The sequence below is a fragment of the Streptomyces viridochromogenes DSM 40736 genome, assembly GCF_000158955.1.
Taxonomy (GTDB): domain Bacteria; phylum Actinomycetota; class Actinomycetes; order Streptomycetales; family Streptomycetaceae; genus Streptomyces; species Streptomyces venetus.
This window is the reverse complement of the sequence record NZ_GG657757.1, coordinates 5,770,185-5,790,632: the sequence shown is the minus strand read 5'-3', so window position 1 is coordinate 5,790,632 and position 20,448 is coordinate 5,770,185. Positions and strand designations below refer to the sequence as shown.

Sequence of the window (20,448 nt, the reverse complement as noted above, 5' to 3'; positions counted from 1 at the left end):
AGTATGAAACGCGTCACGCCCGCCGAAGGCGTACGCCCCGGCGGGTGTCGCTCGGCTGACTGTCTCTCAGGTGGCGTCCGCGTCGAAGGGCGGACGGTCGTCCCGGTCCGGGGTCTCGGGCTTCTTCGTCATGTCGACGCGGCCGCCGGAGGCACCGGAGGACGACGAGGACGACGTGTCGGAGTCACGGCTGTGGACGGCGTCGGTGACCTCGGCCATCTCCTTCTTCAGGTCGAAGCCGTTGCGGATCTCCTTGAGCCCCAGGTCCTCGTTGTCCAGCTGCTTGCGGATGAACGTCTTGGGGTTCAGGTCCTCGAACTCGAAGTCCTTGAACTCCGGGCCGAGTTCCTCCCGGATGTCGTTCTTGGCGCTCTCCGAGAACTCACGGATCTTCCGGATCGTGCGCGTCACGTCCTGGATGACCTTGGGGAGCTTGTCCGGACCGAAGACGAGCACGGCAAGGACGATGAGCGTCACCAGCTCGAGCGGTCCTATGTCATTGAACACCTGAAGCTCCTTGCGATGTCCTCGGTCCTCGGCCCTCGGTGGTCATGGGGTCTTGCCGTGGTCCGGGCCGGATCCACGGTACCCGGCGTTCCTGTCCGACCGGTACCGTCCCGAGACTTCCGAGTGCGGGGAGTGGGAGCGCTTTCCCGAATGTTTGCCTTCTTCGTCCCTGTACATCCCGGACCTCACGTCTCATCCGCCGGAGGACCCGAGGACGAGCGTGACCGTCCGCTCCTTGCCACCGCGTTCCAGGGTCAGTTCCAGCCGGTCGCCGGGGCGGTGGGCGCGGGTCTTGACGATCAGTTCCTCGCCGGAGTGGACGCGCTGCCCGTCGACCTGGGTGATGACGTCACCGGCCTTGAGCCCGGCCTTGGCGCCCGGCCCGGCCACGGTGACCGGCGGTCCGCCCCCACTGCCCTCGGTGGCTACACGGGCGGCGTCGCCCGTGTAGTCCATGTCCAGGGTGATGCCGATCACCGGGTGGGTGGCCTTGCCGGTGTTGATCAGCTCCTCGGCGACGCGTTTGCCCTGGTTGATGGGTATGGCGAAGCCGAGGCCTATCGAGCCGGCCTGGCCGCCCTCGGGGTCGGAGCCGCTGTCCGCCGACCGGATGGCCGAGTTGATGCCGATGACGCGGGCCTTGGCGTCGAGCAGGGGCCCGCCGGAGTTGCCCGGGTTGATGGGTGCGTCGGTCTGGAGCGCGTCGACGTACGAGACGTCGCTGCCGTCGCCCTTCTCGCCGCCGGCCGTGATGGGCCGCTGCTTGGCGCTGATGATGCCGGAGGTGACGGTGCCGGCCAGGTCGAAGGGCGCGCCGATGGCCACGACCGGGTCGCCGACCTGGACGTTGTCCGAGTTGCCCAGGGGCAGGGGGGTGAGTCCGCGCACGCCCCTCACCTTCACGACGGCGAGGTCGTAGCCGCTGTCCCGGCCCACGAGTTCGGCCTGGGCGGTCTCCCCGCCGTCGAAGGTCACGGTGATCTTGCCGCCGGATCCGGCGGACTGCACGACGTGGTTGTTGGTGAGGATGTGGCCTCGGGTGTCGAGCACGAAGCCGGTGCCGGTGCCCTGCTCGCCGGAGCCGCTCACATGCAGGGTGACCACGCTGGGCAGCGCGTGTCCGGCGATCCCGGCCACGCTGTCCGCGTCCCGGGCGGCGGGCTCCTTCCCGGCCTGCGGCAGCTCGACGGTCCCGACGCCTCCGTTCCGCTCCAGATACGTCCCCATGAGGCCGCCGACGCCCCCGGAGACCAGGGCGATCAGCACGGCGCCGACGACCAGCGTCTTCCTGCCCCGCCGTCGCCGCTGCTCCGTGCTGAGCACGCCGGCGCCGGTCTGCTGGAGCGGGCCGACGCCTCCGGGAGCCACCGGGGCGGCCCAGGGGTCGTACCGCTGCCACGGGTCGGCGGCCGGGGCGGGAGCGGGTATCGGGGCACCGGGGGCCGGCACCTGTATCGCCGGTGCCGGCGCCGCAGGAGGCGGAACGGGCCCGGCCGGCGCGGCCTGGGGTGCCGGTGCCGCCACGCCGTGCGCGGGTGTCGCCGCCGGATGCTGGACAGGCGGCGCGGGCGCCCAGGGCCCCGGTTCGCCGTAGGGCGGGGTGCTGTAGGGGTCGGGGTCGTGCAGCGGCTTGGGCCCACCCTCGACCGGCACACCGGCCGCGAGCGTCACACCACCCCCGGCCCCCTCAGCGGCCACCGCATGACCGGAAGGCGACGCCCCCAGCGCACTCCGCGCGGGCGCCGCACCTGCTCCGCCCGTGCCCAACCCCGCCGACACGACGGGCCCCTCATCGGCAGCCTGGCCAACAACAGGCACCGCCTCCACGCCGCCCTCGGCCCCTTCAGCAAAAGCCGACTCCAGGACACTCCCGGCCTGCGCCGCACCGGCTCCGCCCGCGGCCACCCCGGCCGACACGACGGGCCCCTCATCGGCAGCCTGGCCAACAACAGGCACCGCCTCCACGCCGCCCTCGGCCCCTTCAGCAAAAGCCGACTCCAGGACACTCCCGGCCTGCGCCGCACCGGCTCCGCCCGCGGCCACCCCGGCCGACACGACGGGCCCCTCGTCGACGGCCTGCCGGGCGGTGGGCACCGTGTCCTGGGATCGCCCGGCAGGTTCGCCTTCGGCCCCGTCGGCTTCGCCGGCTGCCGGCATCGGCTCCGGGCGCCTCAGCTCGTAGTCGCCCTCGTCGTCGATCCGCCGGGCGGCGGGCCGTGCCAGCTCGAAGTCTCCGTCGTCGGAGCCGGACGGGCCCGCGACCTGCCCCACGGGCATCCGGACCTCGTCCACGCCCTGCCCCGCCTCCGCGGCCCCGGCCGTCTCCTCCGGTTCCCCGGAGAGGCCTTGCGGCCGAGGACGGCTCCACCACTTGGCCTTCGTGGGCTTCCCCTCGTTCATGCTCTCCCCACAGCCGCGGCACGGCTCGACGACGTGGCCGCAGTTCGTCGAATCGGCGCCCGGCCACACCTGGGCCGCGGGCGCCACCCCCGGATTCAATCAGGTTCGCGCGCCGCTGCGCAGAGGCCGGTCAGCGGACCCTACGCGAGGAGGCGGACGGAGAGGCGGACGTGGTCGTCTCGGGGAGCGGCCGGGCGAGCAGGGGCGCCGTGATCTCGGGGATGGCGGACCACGAGGTCAGGGCTGCCGAGGGAGCCGCCTCAAGGGGTCGTATCAGCGGGGACACGGCCGCGGCACCCGCCAGTACCGGGGCGGTCAGCGCATGCACGGCGGTTTGCTGCGCGGCGGGGTGCGCGACGCCGGGCAGCAGCGGTGCGGACACCTCGGTCGGGGCGACCGGGGTGGTGCCGAGTGCGCTCTGCCCCTGCACCTGCCCGAGCAGCGGCCCGGCGCCGCGGCGCCGCTGGGTGTCGGGCTGTGTCGCCGTGCCCGTGCCCTGCGTGCGCATCGGCGTCACGTTGCTCCCCGTGCCGGAGCCGCTGCGGGCCTCCGTGTCGGCCGGGGTGCCGACGGTGACGCCGCCCAGCGCGACCGCGGCCAGGGACACGGCCCCGGCGGCCGCGAACGCGAACCGCAGCCGCGAGGAGGACCGGTCGCTCTCGTGCCGGCTGACGTCATGGATGCGCAAGCCCCGGCCGGCCGCGGGAAGGCCACGGTCGCCGGCGGGCAGGACCCGGTTGCCGGAAGGCGGCAGCACGGGGACGTGCGACCGCGACGGTGCGTACCCGAACTCGAATCGGTCGCCGCGCTTCATTCCGAAGGCCCCGGACGATCCGAACCGTCCGGTCAGTCCCCCGGGCAGCCCTCCCCCACCCAGCGGCGTGCCATCACCGTCCGGGTCACCTCCGCCGGGTAGTCCCTGCAGGCGGGCCAGGAAACTCTCGGACGGGGGCGGCGGGGCCGCCTCCGCGAAGACGTTCTTCAGCCGGCGCTGGGCGTCCACCTCTGCCTTGCACTTCGGGCAGGTGGCCACATGCGCCAGTACGCGTTCACGCGCGTCATGACCGAGCTCTCCGTCCACCAGGGCGGAGAGTCGGTCTCCCAGGTGCTGCTCTGCGAGGTGTCCCTCGGAAGGCTTCGGCCGTGATCCGCTCACGCGCTCGCGCCCCCTCCTCCCAAGGCGGGAACACGGGGCACGAAGGAGCGGCGCTCGGCGCGTGCCTGAGGGGAGCGGTGCGCGAGGGCCTTGCGCAGCTGGGAGCGGCCACGGTGGATCCGCGAGCGGACCGTGCCGAGCTTCACTCCGAGGGTCGCGGCGATCTCCTCGTACGACAGCCCTTCGATGTCGCACAGCACGACCGCGGCGCGGAACTCGGGGGCGAGGGTGTCGAGGGCCTGCTGGACGTCCGCGTCGAAGTGGGCGTCGTTGAAGACCTGCTGCGGGGTGGGCTCCTTGCTGGGCAGCCGCTCGGCCGCGTCCTCGCCGAGCGCGTCGAAGCGGATGCGCTGCTTGCGGCGGACCATGTCCAGGAACAGGTTCGTGGTGATGCGGTGCAGCCAGCCCTCGAAGGTGCCCGGCGTGTAGGTCGACAGGGAGCGGAAGACGCGGACGAAGACCTCCTGCGTGAGGTCCTCGGCGTCGTGCTGGTTGCCGGTGAGGCGGTAGGCGAGCCGGTAGACCCGGCCGCTGTGCGTGCTGACGATCTCCTCCCAGGTGGGCGGAGTCCACGCCTGCCCGTCCGCGTCGGTGGTGAAGGTCGCGGTCTGGGCGAAGTCAGCGGCGTGACTGTGGTCAGCAGCGGTGTCGTTCACGGATGTCGGCCTGCCCGCTGATCCGAAGAAGCGCCGGAGCGCTCCTCCTCGATCCACAGGCGTAGCCGCACCTCCCCTGTCAGCTCTGGTGGTGTCCAGTGGAGCCCCTACCATAGCCACCTCGCCCGTTAGGACCGGATAAGCGGTTTTACGAGAATTTGATCTGTGCTGATACGCCTCGTACTGCTGCGTCGGCACTTGCTCGGCATCCTGGTCCACTGCCTGCCCCCCGTCCCGGCCCGCGCCGTTTGCTCACCCCTTTAAACGACCGGTCCCATCTGCGGGTTCCCGCGCCCAACGGATACAGTCACGCCCAGGCATTCACGGGGACAGGAGAGGGTCATTACCGGCAACCGGCAGACGAGCTGGGCGTTCGCCGACGCCTATGTCGCCGAGGACGAAGCGCTGCGCTGGGCCCGTGACCGGGCCCGCGACGCAGGGCTGCGCTCGGTGTCGCCCGGCACGGGCGCCGCGCTGCGGTTGCTGGCCGCCTCCGTCGACGCGAAGGCCGTCGCGGAGATCGGGACCGGCTGCGGTGTCTCCGGGATCCATCTCCTGCACGGTATGCGGCCCGACGGTGTCCTCACGACCGTGGACTCCGAGCCGGAGCACCAGCAGTTCGCCCGCCAGGCATTCCGCGCCTGCGACTTCGCCAGCAACCGGGCCCGTTTCATCCCGGGACGTGCCCTGGACGTGCTGCCGCGCCTCGCGGACTCGGGCTACGACCTGGTGTTCTGCGACGGTGATCGCCTGGAGGTCATGGAGTACCTCGCTGAATCGTTGCGGCTGCTGCGCCCCGGCGGGCTCGTGGTCTTCGAGGGCGCCTTCGCGAACGGCCGGACCGTGGACTCCGGTCCGCAGCCCACGGAGGTGCTGCGGCTCCGGGAGCTGCTGCGCGCGGTGCGCGAGAGCCCGGAGCTGGTCCCGTCCCTGCTGCCGGTGGGCGACGGTCTGCTGTGCGCGGTGAAGCGGTAGCCGGGTGGCACGTTAGCGGAATGCCGGCCGGGGCAAACGAAGGACAGCGCTGAGAAAACAGCCGCCCCGGCACCTCATGTGATGCCGGGGCAGCTGAAAGGGTATGGTCGCTTGCGCGTCAGCCGACGACCTTCTTGAGGGCATCGCCCAGCGCGTCGGCCTCGTCCGGGGTCAGCTCGACGACGAGCCGACCGCCGCCTTCGAGCGGAACGCGCATGACGATGCCCCGCCCCTCCTTGGTCACCTCGAGCGGGCCATCACCCGTCCGCGGCTTCATGGCCGCCATGCTCGTTCCCCTTCCTGAAACCCAGCTCATCATCAAAGCCGCCGGCCCTGAGAAGGACACACGTGCGGCCCTTGAGGCAGGACACGCGCCACCGGCATCGAACACATTGCTTCCAGGCCATTATCCCGCATCCCAGGACCCGATGACCAACATCAGTAGGCATCGCTTGGGCAACGCACGCGAGCAAAACCACTCAATTCGGCGATGAGACTGCGATACTCCGCCACCGCACACACATCCGCCGGACGGATCCGGACAGGATTTGTTTGACGCAGGTCACACGTCCGGTCCGGTCTCTCCTCGGCGATCTCCGTCATGCTGTGCTGCAGAGCGGGACCTACCGACCGGTAGGTCCCGGAGCCGCGACGCGGAGGGGATACGCCATGGCCGACACCGTGCTCTACGAGGTGAGCGACGGACTCGCGACGATCACGCTCAACCGCCCGGAGGCGATGAACGCGCTGAACGTGGAGACCAAGGTCGCCCTGCGGGAGGCGGTCGAGTCCGCGGCGGGCGACACCGCCGTGCGGGCGGTGCTGCTGACCGCCGCCGGTGACCGGGCGTTCTGTGTGGGGCAGGACCTCAAGGAGCACATCGGGCTGCTGGTCCAGGACCGGGAGACCGGCTCGGGACAGACGATGAACACGGTCCGGGAGCACTACAACCCGATCGTGCGGGCGCTGGCCGGGGCGGCCAAGCCGGTCGTCGCCGCCGTGAACGGGGTGGCGGCCGGGGCGGGCTTCGGGTTCGCGCTCGCCGCGGACTACCGGATCGTGGCGGACACGGCCGCCTTCAACAGCTCGTTCGCCGGGGTGGCGCTGACCGCCGACTCGGGCATCTCGTGGACGCTGCCTCGGGTGGTCGGACCGGGCCGCGCCGCTGACCTGCTGCTTTTCCCGCGGAGCATCTCCGCGCAGGAGGCGTACGAGCTGGGTATCGCGAACCGGCTGGTGCCTGCCGGCGAGCTGCGGGCGGAGGCCGAGAAGGTGGCGCGGGGGCTGGCCGAGGGGCCGACCGTGGCGTATGCGGCGTTGAAGGAGTCGGTCGCGTTCGGGCTGACGCACTCCCTGGAGGAGGCACTGGAGAAGGAGGACGAGCTGCAGACCCGGGCCGGCTCTTCCGAGGATCACGCCATTGCCGTGCAGGCCTTCGTCAACAAGGAGAAGCCGAAGTACCTGGGCCGGTGAGCTCGGGGGTGTAGCGCCGTCGGGGGCTGCGGGTTCCCTGTGGTGGATCGCGCCCCCGCGGCGGAGCCGCACATCGGACTCAGCCCCGCGCCCCTCAGGGGGCGCTTCTGGCCACGCACGTCTCCAGGTGATCGTCCACCAGGCCGCACGCCTGCATCAGGGCATACGCCGTCGTCGGGCCCACGAAGCGCAGGCCTCGCTTCTTCAGGGCCTTGGACAGGGCCGTCGACTCCGGGGTGACGGGCGGGACGTCCGAGAGGGTTTTCGGGATCGGGCGGGTGCCCGGCTCGGGGGCGTGGGACCAGATCAGGGTGTCCAGTTCGCCCGGGGCCCACTCGGTCAGCACGCGCGCGTTGGCGAGGGTCGCGTCGATCTTGGCACGGTTGCGGATGATGCCGGTGTCGGCCAGGAGGCGCTCGCGGTCCTCGTCGGTGAAGGCGGCCACGGACGCGATCTTGAAGTCGGCGAAGGCGGCGCGGAAGCCCGGGCGGCGGCGCAGGATCGTGATCCAGGACAGGCCCGACTGGAAGGCCTCCAGGCTGAGGCGTTCGTAGAGCGCGTCGTCGCCGTGGACCGGGCGGCCCCACTCCTCGTCGTGGTAGGCCACGTACTCCGGGGCGGACAGGGCCCAGGGGCAGCGCAGCGCCCCGTCCGGGCCGGCGAGGGCGGTGCCGTCACTCACGGTCGGTCCTCCGGGCGGGGGGCGGGCTTGTCCATGGACACGTGGTGCTCCGGGGCGTGTGTGGCCGCCGCTCGGGCGCCGGCCAGGGCCGACTCCAGGTCGGTGATACGGGCGTCGCGCTCGGCGAGCTCGGCGCCCAGGCGGCTGAGGGCCTCGTCCACGTCCGCCATGCGGTAGCCGCGCGCCGCGAGGGGAAAGCGCAGGGCCTCCACGTCGGCGCGGTCCACCGGGCGGTCCGGGGGCAGCGGGTCCCGCAGCCGCTCGGGGGCGGCCTCGGGCAGCGGGCCGTTCTCGCCGCCGCCCACCACCGCGAGGGTCACCGCCGCGACCACGACGGCCAGCGCGACGACCAAGAACAGGAACATAACCATCGCGGAGCCCCCACGGTCGGATGTGTCGGTGTCTTCGAAGGCTCGGAGTCCGCGTGGTCCCCGGAGCCCTCGGAGTCGGATGTTGTCAGGCTCCGATCGTGCCATGCGAGCCCGGCCGTTAGGGTCGCAGGCGGCGGAAGACGGGTCGTAACAGGAAAGGTCACAGGGGATGCTCAGGCTGGGCAGGCGGGAATTCGAGCCGCACGAGCCGGTGATCATGGCGATCGTGAACCGGACGCCGGACTCCTTCTACGACCAGGGGGCCACCTTCCGTGACGAGCCGGCCCTCGCGCGCGTGGAGCAGGCGGTGGCCGACGGGGCCGCGATCATCGACATCGGCGGGGTCAAGGCCGGGCCGGGCGAGGAGGTCACGGCCGAGGAGGAGGTCCGGCGGACGGTCGGCTTCGTGGCGGAGGTGCGGCGGCGCTTCCCGGACGTGATCATCAGTGTGGACACCTGGCGGGCCGAGGTCGGGGCGGCCGTGTGCGAGGTGGGGGCGGACCTGCTGAACGACGCGTGGGGCGGGGTGGATCCGGGTCTCGCCGAGGTCGCCGCGCGCTATGGAGCGGGGCTGGTGTGCACGCACGCCGGGGGCGCGGAGCCGCGCACCCGGCCGCATCGGGTGCAGTACGACGATGTCATGGCCGACATCCTGGATGTGACGGTCGGGCTGGCCGAGCGGGCCGTGGAGCTGGGGGTGCCGCGGGAGTCCGTGCTGATCGATCCCGGGCACGACTTCGGGAAGAACACGCGGCACAGTCTGGAGGCGACTCGGCGGCTGGACGAGATGGTCGCCACGGGGTGGCCCGTGCTGGTGTCCCTGTCCAACAAGGACTTCGTGGGGGAGTCACTGGACCGGCCCGTCAAGGAGCGGGTGGTGGGGACGTTGGCGACGACCGCGGTGTCCGCGTGGTTGGGGGCGCAGGTGTACCGGGTGCATGAGGTCGCCGAGACGCGGCAGGTGCTGGACATGGTCGCGGCGATCGCGGGGTGGCGGGAGCCTGCCGTTGCCCGGCGTGGGCTGGCCTAGGCCGGCCCACCACCCGAAGCTGTCGGACAGGAGGCTGAGCTCGAAAGGCCTCCTACCGGCCCGCCTCCTTCGACACCAGGGCCACCGCCTCGTCCACGTCGTCCGTGACGTGGAACAGGAGGAGGTCCTTCTCCGCGGCCTTGTGCTGGGCGATGACCGTGTCGCGGAGCCAGTCGACCAGCCCGCCCCAGTACTCGCTGCCGAAGAGCACGATGGGGAAGCGGGTGACCTTCTGGGTCTGGACGAGGGTGAGGGCCTCGAAGAGCTCGTCGAGGGTGCCGAGGCCGCCGGGCAGGACCACGAAGCCCTGCGCGTACTTGACGAACATCATCTTCCGGACGAAGAAGTACCGGAAGTTCAGGCCGATGTCGACGTACGGATTCAGGCCCTGTTCGAACGGCAGCTCGATGCCGAGGCCGACCGAGATGCCGCTCGCCTCGAGGGCACCCTTGTTGGCCGCCTCCATCGCGCCCGGGCCGCCGCCCGTGATGACCGCGAAGCCCGCCTCCACCAGGCCCCTGCCCAGCCGGACACCCGCCTCGTACTCGGGCGAGTCCGCCGAGGTCCGGGCCGAGCCGAAGACGCTGATCGCCGGGGGGAGTTCCGCGAGCGTGCCGAAGCCCTCGATGAACTCCGACTGGATGCGCAGCACGCGCCAGGGGTCGGTGTGCACCCAGTCGGAGGGGGCTCGCTCGTCCAGCAGCCGCTGGTCGGTGGTGCTGGCCTGCACCTGGTCCCGCCGCTGGAGGACCGGGCCCAGGCGCTTTTCCTCCGGCGGCTGCTTCTTCCCCTCGGGGTTGCCGGTCGCCATGTGCGCTCCCTCCGTCGTGCCTGTCGTTCCACCTCAGCGTAGATCTACGCGGGTTACCAACGAGGGACGTGAGCATGTCCGCGATGGAGCAGCGTAAACACGAAGGCGTCCCGGCGGGGTCAGGCGGTCAGCCAGTTCCGCAGACGCTCCTCGCCCGCGAGGATCTTCGCGATCTCCACCCGCTCGTCCCGCTTGTGCGCCAAGTGGGGGTTGCCCGGGCCGTAGTTGACGGCCGGGACGCCCAGGGCGGAGAAGCGGGAGACGTCGGTCCAGCCGTACTTCGGCATCGGCGTGCCGCCCACCGCCTCGATGAACGCCTTCGCCGCCGGGTGGGACAGGCCGGGCATCGCCGCGGAGCTGTGGTCGTCGACCTCGAACTCCTCCACCCCGCAGTCCGCGAAGACCTCGCGGACGTGGGCGACGGCCTCCTCCGGTGTGCGGTCGGGGGCGTAGCGGAAGTTGACGGTGACGACGCACTCGTCGGGGATCACGTTGCCGGCCACTCCCCCGGTGATGCCCACCGCGTTCAGGCCCTCGCGGTACTCGAGGCCGTCGATGACCGGCCAGCGGGGTTCGTAGGAGGCGAGGCGGGCGAGGATCGGGGCGGCCTTGTGGATCGCGTTGGAGCCCATCCAGCCGCGTGCCGAGTGGGCCCGCTCGCCCGTGGTCTTCAGCAGCACCCGCAGGGTGCCCTGGCAGCCGCCCTCGACCTGGCCGTCGGACGGTTCCAGGAGCACCGCGAAGTCGCCCTGGAGCCACTCGGGGTGCGCCTCGGAGACGTGCTTGAGGCCGTTCAGCTCCGCCGCGACCTCCTCGTTGTCGTAGAAGACGAAGGTCAGGTCGCGGTTGGGCGCGGGGACCGTGGCCGCGATGCGCAACTGCACCGCGACGCCCGACTTCATGTCGCAGGTGCCGCAACCCCACAGCACGCCGTCCTCGTCGAGCCGGGAGGGGACGTTGTCCGCGATCGGGACGGTGTCGATGTGGCCGGCCAGGATCACCCGCTCCGAGCGGCCCAGGTTCGTCCGGGCCACGACGTTGTTGCCGTACCGGTCGACCGTGAGATGGGGCAGCGCGCGCAGTGCGGTCTCGACCGCGTCCGCGAGCGGCTTCTCGGTGCCGCTCTCGGAGCGGAAGTCGACGAGCCGGGCGGTGAGCTCCGCGGCGTCCAGCGTGAGGTCGAGCGAGGTGTGCGCCATGCCGTCGACCCTAACGCGCCTGGTCCGGTGCCCAGTGTCCCCATCCGGCCCAAGGCACTCAGTACTCTCCAGTATTTTGTACGACGTGCCAGAGCCGTCCCCCACCCCCAAGCGCCGTGGCCGTCTCCTTCGATGCGGATCCGCCTTCGTGATCCTGCTCGCGGTCGCCGGTTACCTCGTCGTGCAGTACGTCACCGGAGGCACGGGCGAACCGGGCTGCAAAGTCGTCTCCGGCAAGGGCGACGGGGCGTCGTACGAGTTCTCGCCCGAGCAGGCGGTGAACGCGGCGACGATCACCGCCGTGGGCACCGGGCGGGGCCTGCCGGAGCGGGCCGTGACCATCGCGCTGGCGACCGCGCTGCAGGAGTCGGCCCTGCGCAACATCAAGCACGGCGACCGGGATTCGCTCGGGCTCTTCCAGCAGCGGCCCTCGCAGGGCTGGGGCACGCCGCAGGAGATCCTGGACCCGGCGTACTCGGCCGGTGAGTTCTACGACCACCTGGTCAAGGTGCCCGGCTACACGCGGCTGCCCCTCACCGTCGCCGCGCAGCGCGTCCAGCGCAGCGGTTTCCCCCAGGCCTACGCCAAGCACGAGCCGGACGCCGCGCTGCTCGCCGCGGCCCTCACCGGGCAGTCCGCGGCCACGCTGACCTGCGAGGGCCGTCCGGCCGCGACCCGGGCGACGGGCCCCGACGGGGTGCGGGCCGCGCTCGTGCGGGACTTCGGGCGGGACGTCCTGGAGCCGGCCGGCGCTCAGGTGGGCGACGCGCCGGCGTCCACCCCGACGCCGTCCCCGGGCGGCACCGACGGCCGGACCGTGACACTGCCCGTGACCGCCGACGCCGGTTCCGCCACCGGGCGGAACACCGAGCAGCGCGGCTGGCAGCTGGCGCACTGGTCCGTGGCCAACGCCTCCGAGCTGCACATCGCGCGCGTCACGTACGCGGGGCGGGAGTGGGTCGCCGGGAACACCGCCAGCGAGTGGCGGGCCTCCTCGGCGCAGGGCGGCTCGGGTACGGAACGGGACGTGAACGCCGTCCGTATTGTCACGATGCGCTAGCTCGTGCAGGGGTACGGGAGCTCACCCCCGGGGGTTGCACGCGCGGCTCGGCCGTGACGGTGCGCGCAGGTTTTCGCTTCCTCACCCGGGACTCCACGAGACCCTTGGGAGCAAAGGGCGGGAAGGATTCGGCGGACTTTCTCCTCGCCGGCCTTTTCGCCCTTTTGTCCCTACCCGATTATGCGACGCATTACCAAGTCTTTACGTTGCGCCTCCGCAACCTTCGCGGGCTTCGAGCGGTAGTCACTGCGCCCGAGCCGGGGCGATCAGCAGCCAGTCGATCAAGTCCCGGCCCCGGTCGGACATTTCACGAAGCTCACTGTTCTCTCCCGTCGAAGGAGCACCATGTCCCTCCCCCTGACCCGCCGGATCGCCCGTGCCGCGCTGATCGTCGCTGCGGGAGCGGCTGCCGGGGTCGGTGCGGCCGGCTCCGCCAGTGCGGCCCCCGAGCTGCCGGCCTCCCCGAATCTCGGCGGCCTGACCGCCCTGGACGGGGCGAGCGTCGGCAACACCGTCGACGGTGCGGCGCGCGAGGTCACCAAGTCCGCGGGTGACACCGGCGGCAAGTCGGTGAAGAAGGCCGTGCCGACCGCGGGCAAGCTCGGCGGCGGAGTGGTCAAGAAGGCCACCCCTGTCGCGCAGAAGGCGGCGGGTGACGCCGCGGGCTCCGCCGGGCAGCTCGTCGGTGACACGGCCGGTTCCGCGAAGGGGGGCCTGCCGACGGGCTCTCTGACGAAGGGCGGAGTGCCGGCCGCGGGCTCGCTGCCGACGAAGGGCCTGCCCATCGGCTGAGGCCGGGCCCGCACGCACACGGCGACGGGGTCCAGGGAGCTTCCCTGGGCCCCGTCGCCGTGTGCGTGTGGGCCGGTGGGGCCGGTGCGGCCGGTCGGAACCGCCGCCGCCCCCCCGGCGGTCACAGCCGGCGTACCGCCGCGGCGATCCGCTCGTCCGTCGCCGTCAGGGCCACGCGGACGAACTCCGCGCCCGCCGGGCCGTAGAAGTCGCCGGGAGCCACGAGGACGCCCCGTTCCGCGAGGTGGGCGACCGTGTCCCAGCAGGACTCGCCCCGGGTGGCCCACAGGTAGAGGCTGGCCTCGCTGTGCTCGATCCGGAAGCCGTGGGTGAGCAGGGCCTCGCGCAGGAGCTCGCGCCTTGAGGCGTAGCGCGCACGCTGGACGCGGACGTGGTCGTCGTCGCCCAGCGCGGCCACCACCGCCGCCTGCGTCGGCGCGGACGTCATCATGCCGCCGTGCTTGCGGATCTCCAGGAGCGGGCCGAGGACGGCCGGGTCACCCGCCAGGAAGGCCGCGCGGTAGCCGGCGAGGTTCGAGCGCTTGGAGAGGGAGTGGACGGACACGATGCCGTCGTACGAGCCACCGTTGACGTCCGGGTGCAGCACCGAGACCGGGTCGGCCTCCCAGCCCAGCTCCAGGTAGCACTCGTCGGAGAAGACCAGGACGCCGTGCTCGCGGGCCCACGCCACGATCCGGGTGAGGTCCGTCTTCGACAGGACCTTGCCGGTCGGGTTCGACGGGGAGTTCAGCCAGAGCAGCTTCAGGCCCTCGGGGTCCAGCTCCGTCGGGTCGTCGTAGACCTCGTACTCGGCACGGGCCAGGCGGGCGCCGACCTCGTACGTCGGGTAGGCCAGGCGCGGGTAGGCCACCCGGTCGCCGGGGCCGAGGCCCAGCTGGGTCGGGAGCCAGGCGACGAGCTCCTTGGAGCCGACGATCGGCAGGACGTGGCGGTGGGTGACGTCCCGGGCGCCGAGACGGCGCTCCACCCAGCCGGTGATCGCGTCGCGCAGCTCGGGCGTGCCCCAGACGGTCGGGTAGCCCGGCGAGTCCGCCGCGGCGACCAGTGCTTTCTGGATCAGCTCGGGGACCGGGTCGACCGGGGTACCGACGGACAGGTCCACGATGCCGTCCGGGTGGGCGGCGGCCGTGGCCTTGTACGGCGTCAGCTTGTCCCAGGGGAAGGTGGGAAGGCGGTCGGAGACTGCGGACACGGGTTCTGGCTCACTTTCTGGTTCGCACGAGCCGGGTGCCGGGAAACGCCTCGGCCCCGTACGGCGATCAGGGCGTGATCGGGCCGTACGGGACCGAGGCGGCACGGTGTGCGGGCCGCTTGCGGTGACTAGGCCTGCGGCGGCAGCGCGGCGATGAAGGGGTGGTCGCGCTCGATCAGCCCCAGCTTGCTGGCGCCGCCGGGCGAGCCGAGCTCGTCGAAGAACTCGACGTTCGCCTTGTAGTAGTCCTTCCACTCCTCCGGGGTGTCGTCCTCGTAGAAGATCGCCTCGACCGGGCAGACCGGCTCGCAGGCACCACAGTCGACGCATTCGTCCGGGTGGATGTACAAGGACCGGGAGCCCTCGTAGATGCAGTCGACCGGGCACTCCTCGATGCACGCCTTGTCCTTGACGTCGACACAAGGCTGCGCGATGACGTAGGTCACGCTGTCGTTCCTCCTCGATAGGGCGCTGGCGGGCCTCCTCAGGCTCCGCCGCCTGGCGCGCGGGAGCGCGGCGTCGTCGATGCCCACCCCTAGTATCTCCGTTCCTGGGCACGATCCGAACAGGAGGGGTGAACTGACCAGTGGAAATCTCTGCCGCCGGGCGACTCGAGGTCCGTATCACCACTGCTGACGTGGGAAAACGGGTCTCCGTACGGAGCTTGATCGAACATGCGGCTCCAGGTGAGAAGTTCACCGACACGGTCGGTGTTCTCACATCATGGGACAAGGGTGTGCTGCTGATCACACGGAAGGACGGCCAAAGCGTCCGCATCGCGGAATCCACGCTGGTCGCGGGCAAGGTCGTGCCGTCCGTCCCGGCGCGTCGCCGTGGTCCGGCCGCTTCCTACGACGAACTGGCCCGGGTCGCCGCCCGGGCCTGGCGGCCCGTGGAGAGCGAGCGGCTCGGGGAGTGGGAGCTGCGGGCCGCCTCCGGGTTCACGCGGCGGGCCAATTCGGTGCTGCCGCTCGGCGATCCCGGAGTGCCTCTCGACGAGGCGCTGGGGGCGGTGCGGCGGTGGTACGACGACCGCGGCCTGCCCGCCTACGTCCAGACCGCGACCGGCGCCGAGGGCACGCAGGAGCTGCTCTGTGCCGAGCTGGAGGCGCGGGGCTGGGTGCGCGAGGTGACCGCCGAGATGTGGATCGGTCCGCTCGCGCCGGTCGCCGACCGTGCCGAGCCGTCGGGGGTCGTGCTGTCCCGGGACGCCGACGAGGCGTGGCTGGCCCGCTACCAGCGCAAGGGTGTGAGCGAGGTGGCGCTGCGGGTGCTGGGGAGCGGTCCGTCGGTGTGGTTCGCGACCGTGCCGGGTGCCGCGGGGGCCGCTCCGGCCGCCGTCGGGCGGTGTGTCGTCGACGGGCGGTGGGCCGGGTTCGCCGCCGTGGAGGTCGATCCGGCGCTGCGGCGGCAGGGGCTGGGAACGGCCGTGATGGCGGCGCTGGCCCGGCAGGCCCTCGACGAGGGCGCGTCTGCCGCGTGGCTCCAGGTCGAGGACGAGAATGAGGGAGCGCGGGCGTTGTACGCCGGCCTGGGATTCGCCGCGCACCACGCCTACCACCACTACCGGGCGCCGGAGGCCGACGGCACGGGCCGCCGGTGACTGATCGCGATGTCGGATCGCGATGACGGAACGTTGTGAGAGGGCACGAGCCAGCTATGCGTCCCCCGTATCCCCCCTCCCCGGAGCGTTCCGCCGAGCTGCGGCGGAGGTTCTCCGAAGAGGCCCGGTCCGAGCGGCCCGATCTGTCGACGCTGTGCCTGCTGGTGGGCGCGGAGGCGGACCGGGAGCTGGACGAGGGCGGCCTGGACGAAGCGCAGGTCGAGCTCGACCGGCTGGCCGGGCTGCTGCCGCACCGGCCCGGAGGGCCGCGCGCGTGGGCCGTCGCCCTGCGGGAGCTGCTCGGTGAGCGCACGGGGTTCCACGGCACCCCGGCCGACTACCAGCGGCTGGAGTCCTCGCTGTTGCACGAGGTGCTGGTGCGACGGAGGGGGTTGCCGATTCTGCTGTCCGTGGTGTGGATGGAGGTGGCCCGGCGGGCCGGTGCGCCGGTGTGCGGGGTGGCTCTGCCGGGGCACTTCGTGGTCGGGTTCGGGTCCGGTGCGGAGCAGGTGCTCGCCGATCCGTTCGACGGTGGGCGGGTGCTGACCGGGGCGGACGCCGAGTTGCTCGTCGTGGGGGCGACCGGGGCGCGGCTGGATCCGGCGATGTTGCGGCCGGCCGATCCGCTGGACGTGGTGCTGCGGATCCTGAACAACGTGCGGGCGTGGGCGGTGGCTCGGCCGGAGCGGTCGGACGTTGCGTTGTGGGCGGTCGAGTTGTCGCTGCTGTTGCCGTCGCATCCGGCGCGGTTGCGGTACGAGCGGGCGCAGTTGCTCGTTCAGCGGGGGGATTTCGTCGGCGGTGCCGTGGAGTTGGAGGCGTATGCGGACGTCGTATCGGCGGTGGATGAGGCGGCCTCGGAGCGGGTGCGGGGGGAGGCTTCGGCGGCCCGGGCGATGTTGAACTGACCTCTCGCCGTAGGGCTTCGCGTGGTGTGAGTGTGCGGGCTTGTCGTGGTTGATCGCGCTCACGCGGCGGAGCCGCATATCGACACAGACCCGCGCCCCTTTGGGGCCCGTACTACAACCAGCCCTTTTCGCGGGCCACCCGGACCGCCTCCGCCCGGTTGCGGACCGCCAGTTTCTGGATGGCTGTGCTGAGGTAGTTGCGGACCGTGCCCTGGGAGAGGTGCAGGGCCGTTGCCAGTTCCGCGTTCGTGGAGCCGTCGGAGGCCGCTCGCAGGACTTCTCGTTCCCGGTCCGTCAGCGGGTTGGCGCCCTCCGCCAGGGCCGCCGCCGCGAGGGTGGGGTCGATGACGCGTTCGCCGGTGAGGACCTTGCGGACCGCTTCGGCGAGCTGGGCGGCGGGGGCGTCCTTGACCAGGAAGGCGTCGGCGCCGGACTCCATGGCGCTGCGGAGGTAGCCGGGGCGGCCGAAGGTGGTGAGGATGACCAGCTTCACGGCCGGGAGTTCGGCGTGCAGCAGGGCCGCGGCCTCTATGCCCGTCGCGCCGGGCATCTCGATGTCCAGGAGGGCCACGTCGACGGAGTGCGCGCGGGCCGCCGGAAGGACCTCGTCGCCGCGGGCCACCTGGGCGACGACCTCGATGTCCTCCTCCAGGCCGAGCAGGGCGGCCAGGGCCTCGCGGACCATCGACTGGTCCTCGGCGAGCAGGACCTTGATCGTGCGGCTCATGCCGGGGATCCTACGTCCGCCGGTCCGGCCGTGGGCACGCGGGCGACCAGGCGGAAGCCGTGCTTGTACGGAGCCGCCTCCAGGGTGCCGCCCGCCTTCGTCAGGCGTTCGGTGAGGCCCGTGAGGCCGTTGCCGTGGCCGCCCCGGCCGCCCGAGCCGTTGTCCTCGACGGTGAGTTCGAGCACGGGGCCGTCGAGGGTCTGGCGGCGCAGCAGCTCGACCGTGCAGCGGCGGGCCCCGCTGTGCCGTACGACGTTGGTGACCGCCTCGCGCAGCGCCCAGGCCAGGGCGGACTCGCTCTCCTCGGGGACATCGGCGAGGTCGGTGTCGGCGGGCAGCTCGGCGGTGACGCCGGCCGCGGTGAGGGCGACCCGGGCACCGGCGAGTTCGCCGCTCATCCGGGGGCGGCGGTAGCCGGTGACGGCCTCGCGGACGTCGACCAGGGCCTGCCGGCTGACCTGTTCGATGTCGGCGACCTGCTGGGCGGCCTTGCCGGGGTGGTCGGGGAGCATCCGGCCGGCCAGCTCGCTCTTGAGGGTGATCAGGGAGAGCGAGTGGCCGAGCAGGTCGTGCAGGTCCCTGGCCAGGCGCAGGCGTTCCTCGTTGGCGGCGAGCTGGGCGACGGTGGCGCGGGCCTCCCGCAGCGCGATGGTCGTCCGGACGAGTTCGCGTACGCCGGTCATCGCGAAGCCGCCGAGCAGGGCCGGGATGAGCAGGCCGCCCAGGAAGGAGTGACCGCCCGGCACCGCGAGCGCCACGGCGGTCAGCAGCGCGCACGCGGCCGGGATCGTCCAGCGCGCCATACGCAGCGGCAGGGCCGCCCCGGACGCGATCGAGACGTACACGAAGAGCACCAGCCACTCGCGGCCCAGGGTGAGGGCGAGGAGCGTGGACTGGGCCGCGAGGACTCCGAGGGAGCCGAGCACCAGGCCGTCGCGCTCGCCCCGGCCGGTGCGGAAGACCAGCGCCATGTACCAGGCGACGAAAGCGGCCAGGCCGAGCCAGCCGAGGATGCTCACCCCCGTGCTGTGGCCGCCGTGCAGCAGGTCGGTGACGGGTGCGCTCAGGTAGACCAGCCAGATGCCGGTCCACAGCGACTTCACCGCCCGCTGCTTGCGGTTGACCGGGCGCTGCCCGATACCGATCCTCACGCCGCTCACGCCTTCAAGGTGTCCTTCCGGTACAGCCAGGCCGCGCCGCCCGCGAACAGGGCGAAGGACACGACGAGGACCGCGAGGTCCTGGACGTGTGGGGCGCGGCTCTGCTCGATGGCCTGCCCCAGGGCAGCGTACGCGTGCGTGGGCAGCCACTTGGCGATGTTCTGGAGCCAGTCGGGGAACGTCGTCGTCGGCATCCACAGGCCGCCGAGCATCGACAGGCCGAAGTAGGTGATCATCGTGATCGGGCGGACCGCGTCTCCGCTCGCCAGGTAGCCGAGGGCCACGCCGAGCGCGGCGAAGACCAGGCTGCCGGCCCAGATCGCGCCGGTGAGGGCGAGCCACTGCCAGGGGTCCAGGGTCACGTCCTTCACGGCCGCCGCGACGACGAAGACGATGACGATGGACGGCAGGCTGACGACGGCGGCGCTCGCGGTCTTGGCGAGGACGTACCCACGGCCCGGCAGGGTGGTCAGGCGCAGTTGCCGCACCCAGCCGCCCTCGCGCTCCTTGGCGATGCGCTCGCTGTTGCCCATGAGGACGGCCGTGAGGGCACCGAAGGAGGCCATGGAGACCATCATGTAGGTCGGCAGGGTCAGGGCGCTGCCGGGGACCTCGGTGGTGCTGTCGGCGTTGCCCGCGATGATCAGGAACAGCAGTGCCGGGTAGATCACGGAGAAGAACAGGAACTTGCGGTTGCGCAGGGCGCGCGCGAGTTCCAGCTTGATCAGGCCGTTCACTTGGACGTCGCCTCCTCGGCGGTGGTGATGGCCACGAAGGCCTGCTCCAGGCCGAGCCCGGCGACTTCGAGGTTCCTCGGGAAGACGCCGAGGCCGTACAGGGCGTGGACGGTGGCGTCGGCGTCGGAGGACTGGATGCGGACGGTCCGGCCGGAGACGGCCAGGGAGGTCAGGAAGGGCAGGCCGCGCAGGGCGTCCTCGTCGACGGTGTCCGCCAGGTCGAAGGAGATGCGGCGGGCGCCCGCCTTCGCCTTGATCTCGGCGGCGGTGCCGTCGGCGAGGAGCCGGCCGCGGTGCAGGACCAGGACCCGGTCGGCGACGGCGTCGGCCTCTTCGAGGTAGTGGGTGGCGAACAGCACGGTCCGGCCCTGGTCGGCCTGCTCGCGCATGGTGGCCCAGAAGGCCCGGCGGGTGGTGACGTCCATACCGGTGGTGGGCTCGTCCAGGACGATGAGGTCGCTGTCGCCGGCGGTGGCGAGGGCGAAGCGGACGCGCTGGGCCTGGCCGCCGGAGAGCTTGTCGACCTTGCGGTCGGCGATCTGCGCGATGCCCGCGCGGGACAGCACCTCGGAGGGCCGGTACGGCTTCGGGTGCAGGTCGCAGGCGAGCCGCACCAGTTCGGCGACGGTGACCTCGTCCATCAGCCCGCCGCTCTGCAGCATGGCTCCCACCCGCCCGGCGACGATGGCGTCCCGGGGGCTGGTGCCGAACAGGCGGACCGTGCCGCGGTCCGGGTTCTTGAGGCCGAGGAGCAGGTCGAGGGTGGTGGACTTGCCGGCGCCGTTGGGGCCCAGCAGCGCCACCGTCTCACCGGGGCTGAGGTCGAGGGTCAGTCCGTCCACGGCCCGGACGGTGCCGTACGCCTTGCTCACCTGGTCGAAGGCGACCACCGAGGCTGTCGTTGTCATGCGGTCATGGTGGCTTCGGGGGCGCCGGCGGGGGCAGTGTCGGGCGTCCGGACTGCCGCATGACAGGTGTCATGCCGGGG

The 20,448-nt window shown here is 72.1% G+C and carries 22 protein-coding genes; 7 read left to right on the top strand and 15 right to left on the bottom strand.

All coding sequences use genetic code 11. The annotated features are described in order from the left end of the window. Nucleotides 1–66 precede the first annotated feature (66 nt). The 4 genes from SSQG_RS25630 to sigE all read right to left on the bottom strand — a co-directional run bounded on the left by SSQG_RS25630 (nt 67) and on the right by sigE (nt 4,833). Nucleotides 67–507, bottom strand: coding sequence for a sec-independent translocase (locus SSQG_RS25630; RefSeq protein ID WP_003992762.1), 441 nt, complete (start codon nt 505–507; stop codon nt 67–69). Nucleotides 508–699: 192 nt separating this feature from the next. After that, entirely contained in the window at nt 700–2,325 is a 1,626-nt protein-coding gene (locus tag SSQG_RS25625; RefSeq protein WP_003992760.1) for a S1C family serine protease, read from the bottom strand. A gap of 712 nt (nt 2,326–3,037) precedes the next feature. Then, on the bottom strand, nt 3,038–3,988 hold the full coding sequence (locus tag SSQG_RS25620; protein WP_003992759.1) for an anti-sigma factor family protein: 951 nt from the start codon (nt 3,986–3,988) through the stop codon (nt 3,038–3,040). Nucleotides 3,989–4,059: 71 nt separating this feature from the next. Continuing rightward, nucleotides 4,060–4,833, bottom strand: a complete 774-nt coding sequence (sigE, locus tag SSQG_RS25615) for an RNA polymerase sigma factor SigE (RefSeq protein ID WP_208865667.1) — start codon at nt 4,831–4,833, stop codon at nt 4,060–4,062. Nucleotides 4,834–4,995: 162 nt separating this feature from the next. Between sigE and SSQG_RS25610 the strand changes: the two genes are divergently transcribed. Further along, nucleotides 4,996–5,694 carry an O-methyltransferase gene (locus SSQG_RS25610; protein ID WP_078506917.1) on the top strand — a complete coding sequence of 233 codons (699 nt, stop codon included), beginning with the start codon at nt 4,996–4,998 and terminating at the stop codon, nt 5,692–5,694. Between the two features lie 118 nt (nt 5,695–5,812). On the opposite strand, the gene SSQG_RS39630 is transcribed toward SSQG_RS25610, so the two are convergent. Further along, entirely contained in the window at nt 5,813–5,980 is a 168-nt protein-coding gene (locus tag SSQG_RS39630; protein ID WP_003966491.1) for a DUF3117 domain-containing protein, read from the bottom strand. A gap of 383 nt (nt 5,981–6,363) precedes the next feature. On the opposite strand from SSQG_RS39630, the gene SSQG_RS25605 reads away from it, so the two are divergent. Further along, complete coding sequence (locus SSQG_RS25605; protein WP_003992755.1) at nt 6,364–7,167, top strand: enoyl-CoA hydratase/isomerase family protein; 804 nt, start codon at nt 6,364–6,366, stop codon at nt 7,165–7,167. 94 nt (nt 7,168–7,261) lie between these two features. Here SSQG_RS25605 and SSQG_RS25600 read toward each other — a convergent pair whose 3' ends face one another. Further along, complete coding sequence (locus SSQG_RS25600; protein WP_003992754.1) at nt 7,262–7,849, bottom strand: DNA-3-methyladenine glycosylase I; 588 nt, start codon at nt 7,847–7,849, stop codon at nt 7,262–7,264. Next, nucleotides 7,846–8,220, bottom strand: a complete 375-nt coding sequence (locus SSQG_RS25595) for a DivIVA domain-containing protein (RefSeq protein ID WP_078506915.1) — start codon at nt 8,218–8,220, stop codon at nt 7,846–7,848. The genes SSQG_RS25600 and SSQG_RS25595 overlap by 4 nt, the downstream gene beginning before the upstream one ends. Before the next feature lie 169 nt (nt 8,221–8,389). On the opposite strand from SSQG_RS25595, the gene folP reads away from it, so the two are divergent. Then, a complete protein-coding gene (gene folP, locus SSQG_RS25590) occupies nt 8,390–9,250 on the top strand; it encodes a dihydropteroate synthase (protein ID WP_003992752.1) in 861 nt (286 codons plus the stop codon). Nucleotides 9,251–9,302: 52 nt separating this feature from the next. Here folP and SSQG_RS25585 read toward each other — a convergent pair whose 3' ends face one another. After that, complete coding sequence (locus tag SSQG_RS25585; protein WP_003992751.1) at nt 9,303–10,061, bottom strand: TIGR00730 family Rossman fold protein; 759 nt, start codon at nt 10,059–10,061, stop codon at nt 9,303–9,305. A gap of 119 nt (nt 10,062–10,180) precedes the next feature. Next, nucleotides 10,181–11,260: a succinyl-diaminopimelate desuccinylase gene (gene dapE / locus SSQG_RS25580; RefSeq protein WP_003992750.1), complete on the bottom strand. Its 1,080-nt coding sequence runs from the start codon at nt 11,258–11,260 to the stop codon at nt 10,181–10,183. An 85-nt stretch (nt 11,261–11,345) separates the two neighbouring features. Here dapE and SSQG_RS25575 point away from each other — a divergent pair, with 85 nt between their 5' ends. Beyond that, entirely contained in the window at nt 11,346–12,320 is a 975-nt protein-coding gene (locus SSQG_RS25575) for a heavy metal transporter (RefSeq protein ID WP_086025184.1), read from the top strand. Between the two features lie 345 nt (nt 12,321–12,665). Next, a complete protein-coding gene (locus tag SSQG_RS25570; protein ID WP_003992748.1) occupies nt 12,666–13,112 on the top strand; it encodes a hypothetical protein in 447 nt (148 codons plus the stop codon). 121 nt (nt 13,113–13,233) lie between these two features. Here SSQG_RS25570 and SSQG_RS25565 read toward each other — a convergent pair whose 3' ends face one another. After that, nucleotides 13,234–14,325: a bifunctional succinyldiaminopimelate transaminase/glutamate-prephenate aminotransferase gene (locus SSQG_RS25565; RefSeq protein WP_003992747.1), complete on the bottom strand. Its 1,092-nt coding sequence runs from the start codon at nt 14,323–14,325 to the stop codon at nt 13,234–13,236. A gap of 128 nt (nt 14,326–14,453) precedes the next feature. Then, complete coding sequence (gene fdxA / locus SSQG_RS25560) at nt 14,454–14,771, bottom strand: ferredoxin (protein ID WP_010047804.1); 318 nt, start codon at nt 14,769–14,771, stop codon at nt 14,454–14,456. Nucleotides 14,772–14,911: 140 nt separating this feature from the next. Here fdxA and SSQG_RS25555 point away from each other — a divergent pair, with 140 nt between their 5' ends. Then, nucleotides 14,912–15,928 (top strand): GNAT family N-acetyltransferase, encoded by a 1,017-nt coding sequence (locus SSQG_RS25555; RefSeq protein WP_003992745.1) that lies wholly within the window; start codon nt 14,912–14,914, stop codon nt 15,926–15,928. A 56-nt stretch (nt 15,929–15,984) separates the two neighbouring features. Beyond that, nucleotides 15,985–16,836 (top strand): transglutaminase-like domain-containing protein, encoded by an 852-nt coding sequence (locus SSQG_RS25550; RefSeq protein WP_039933607.1) that lies wholly within the window; start codon nt 15,985–15,987, stop codon nt 16,834–16,836. 112 nt (nt 16,837–16,948) lie between these two features. On the opposite strand, the gene SSQG_RS25545 is transcribed toward SSQG_RS25550, so the two are convergent. From SSQG_RS25545 to SSQG_RS25530, 4 genes are read right to left on the bottom strand one after another with little or no spacing between them, the layout of a single operon-like run. Next, nucleotides 16,949–17,563 carry a response regulator transcription factor gene (locus SSQG_RS25545; protein WP_003992743.1) on the bottom strand — a complete coding sequence of 205 codons (615 nt, stop codon included), beginning with the start codon at nt 17,561–17,563 and terminating at the stop codon, nt 16,949–16,951. Then, entirely contained in the window at nt 17,560–18,723 is a 1,164-nt protein-coding gene (locus tag SSQG_RS25540; RefSeq protein ID WP_003992742.1) for a sensor histidine kinase, read from the bottom strand. The genes SSQG_RS25545 and SSQG_RS25540 overlap by 4 nt, the downstream gene beginning before the upstream one ends. Further along, nucleotides 18,720–19,460, bottom strand: a complete 741-nt coding sequence (locus tag SSQG_RS25535; protein ID WP_003992741.1) for an ABC transporter permease — start codon at nt 19,458–19,460, stop codon at nt 18,720–18,722. Before SSQG_RS25535 ends, SSQG_RS25540 begins: the two co-directional genes overlap by 4 nt. After that, complete coding sequence (locus SSQG_RS25530; RefSeq protein WP_003992740.1) at nt 19,457–20,368, bottom strand: ABC transporter ATP-binding protein; 912 nt, start codon at nt 20,366–20,368, stop codon at nt 19,457–19,459. Before SSQG_RS25530 ends, SSQG_RS25535 begins: the two co-directional genes overlap by 4 nt. Nucleotides 20,369–20,448 lie beyond the last annotated feature (80 nt).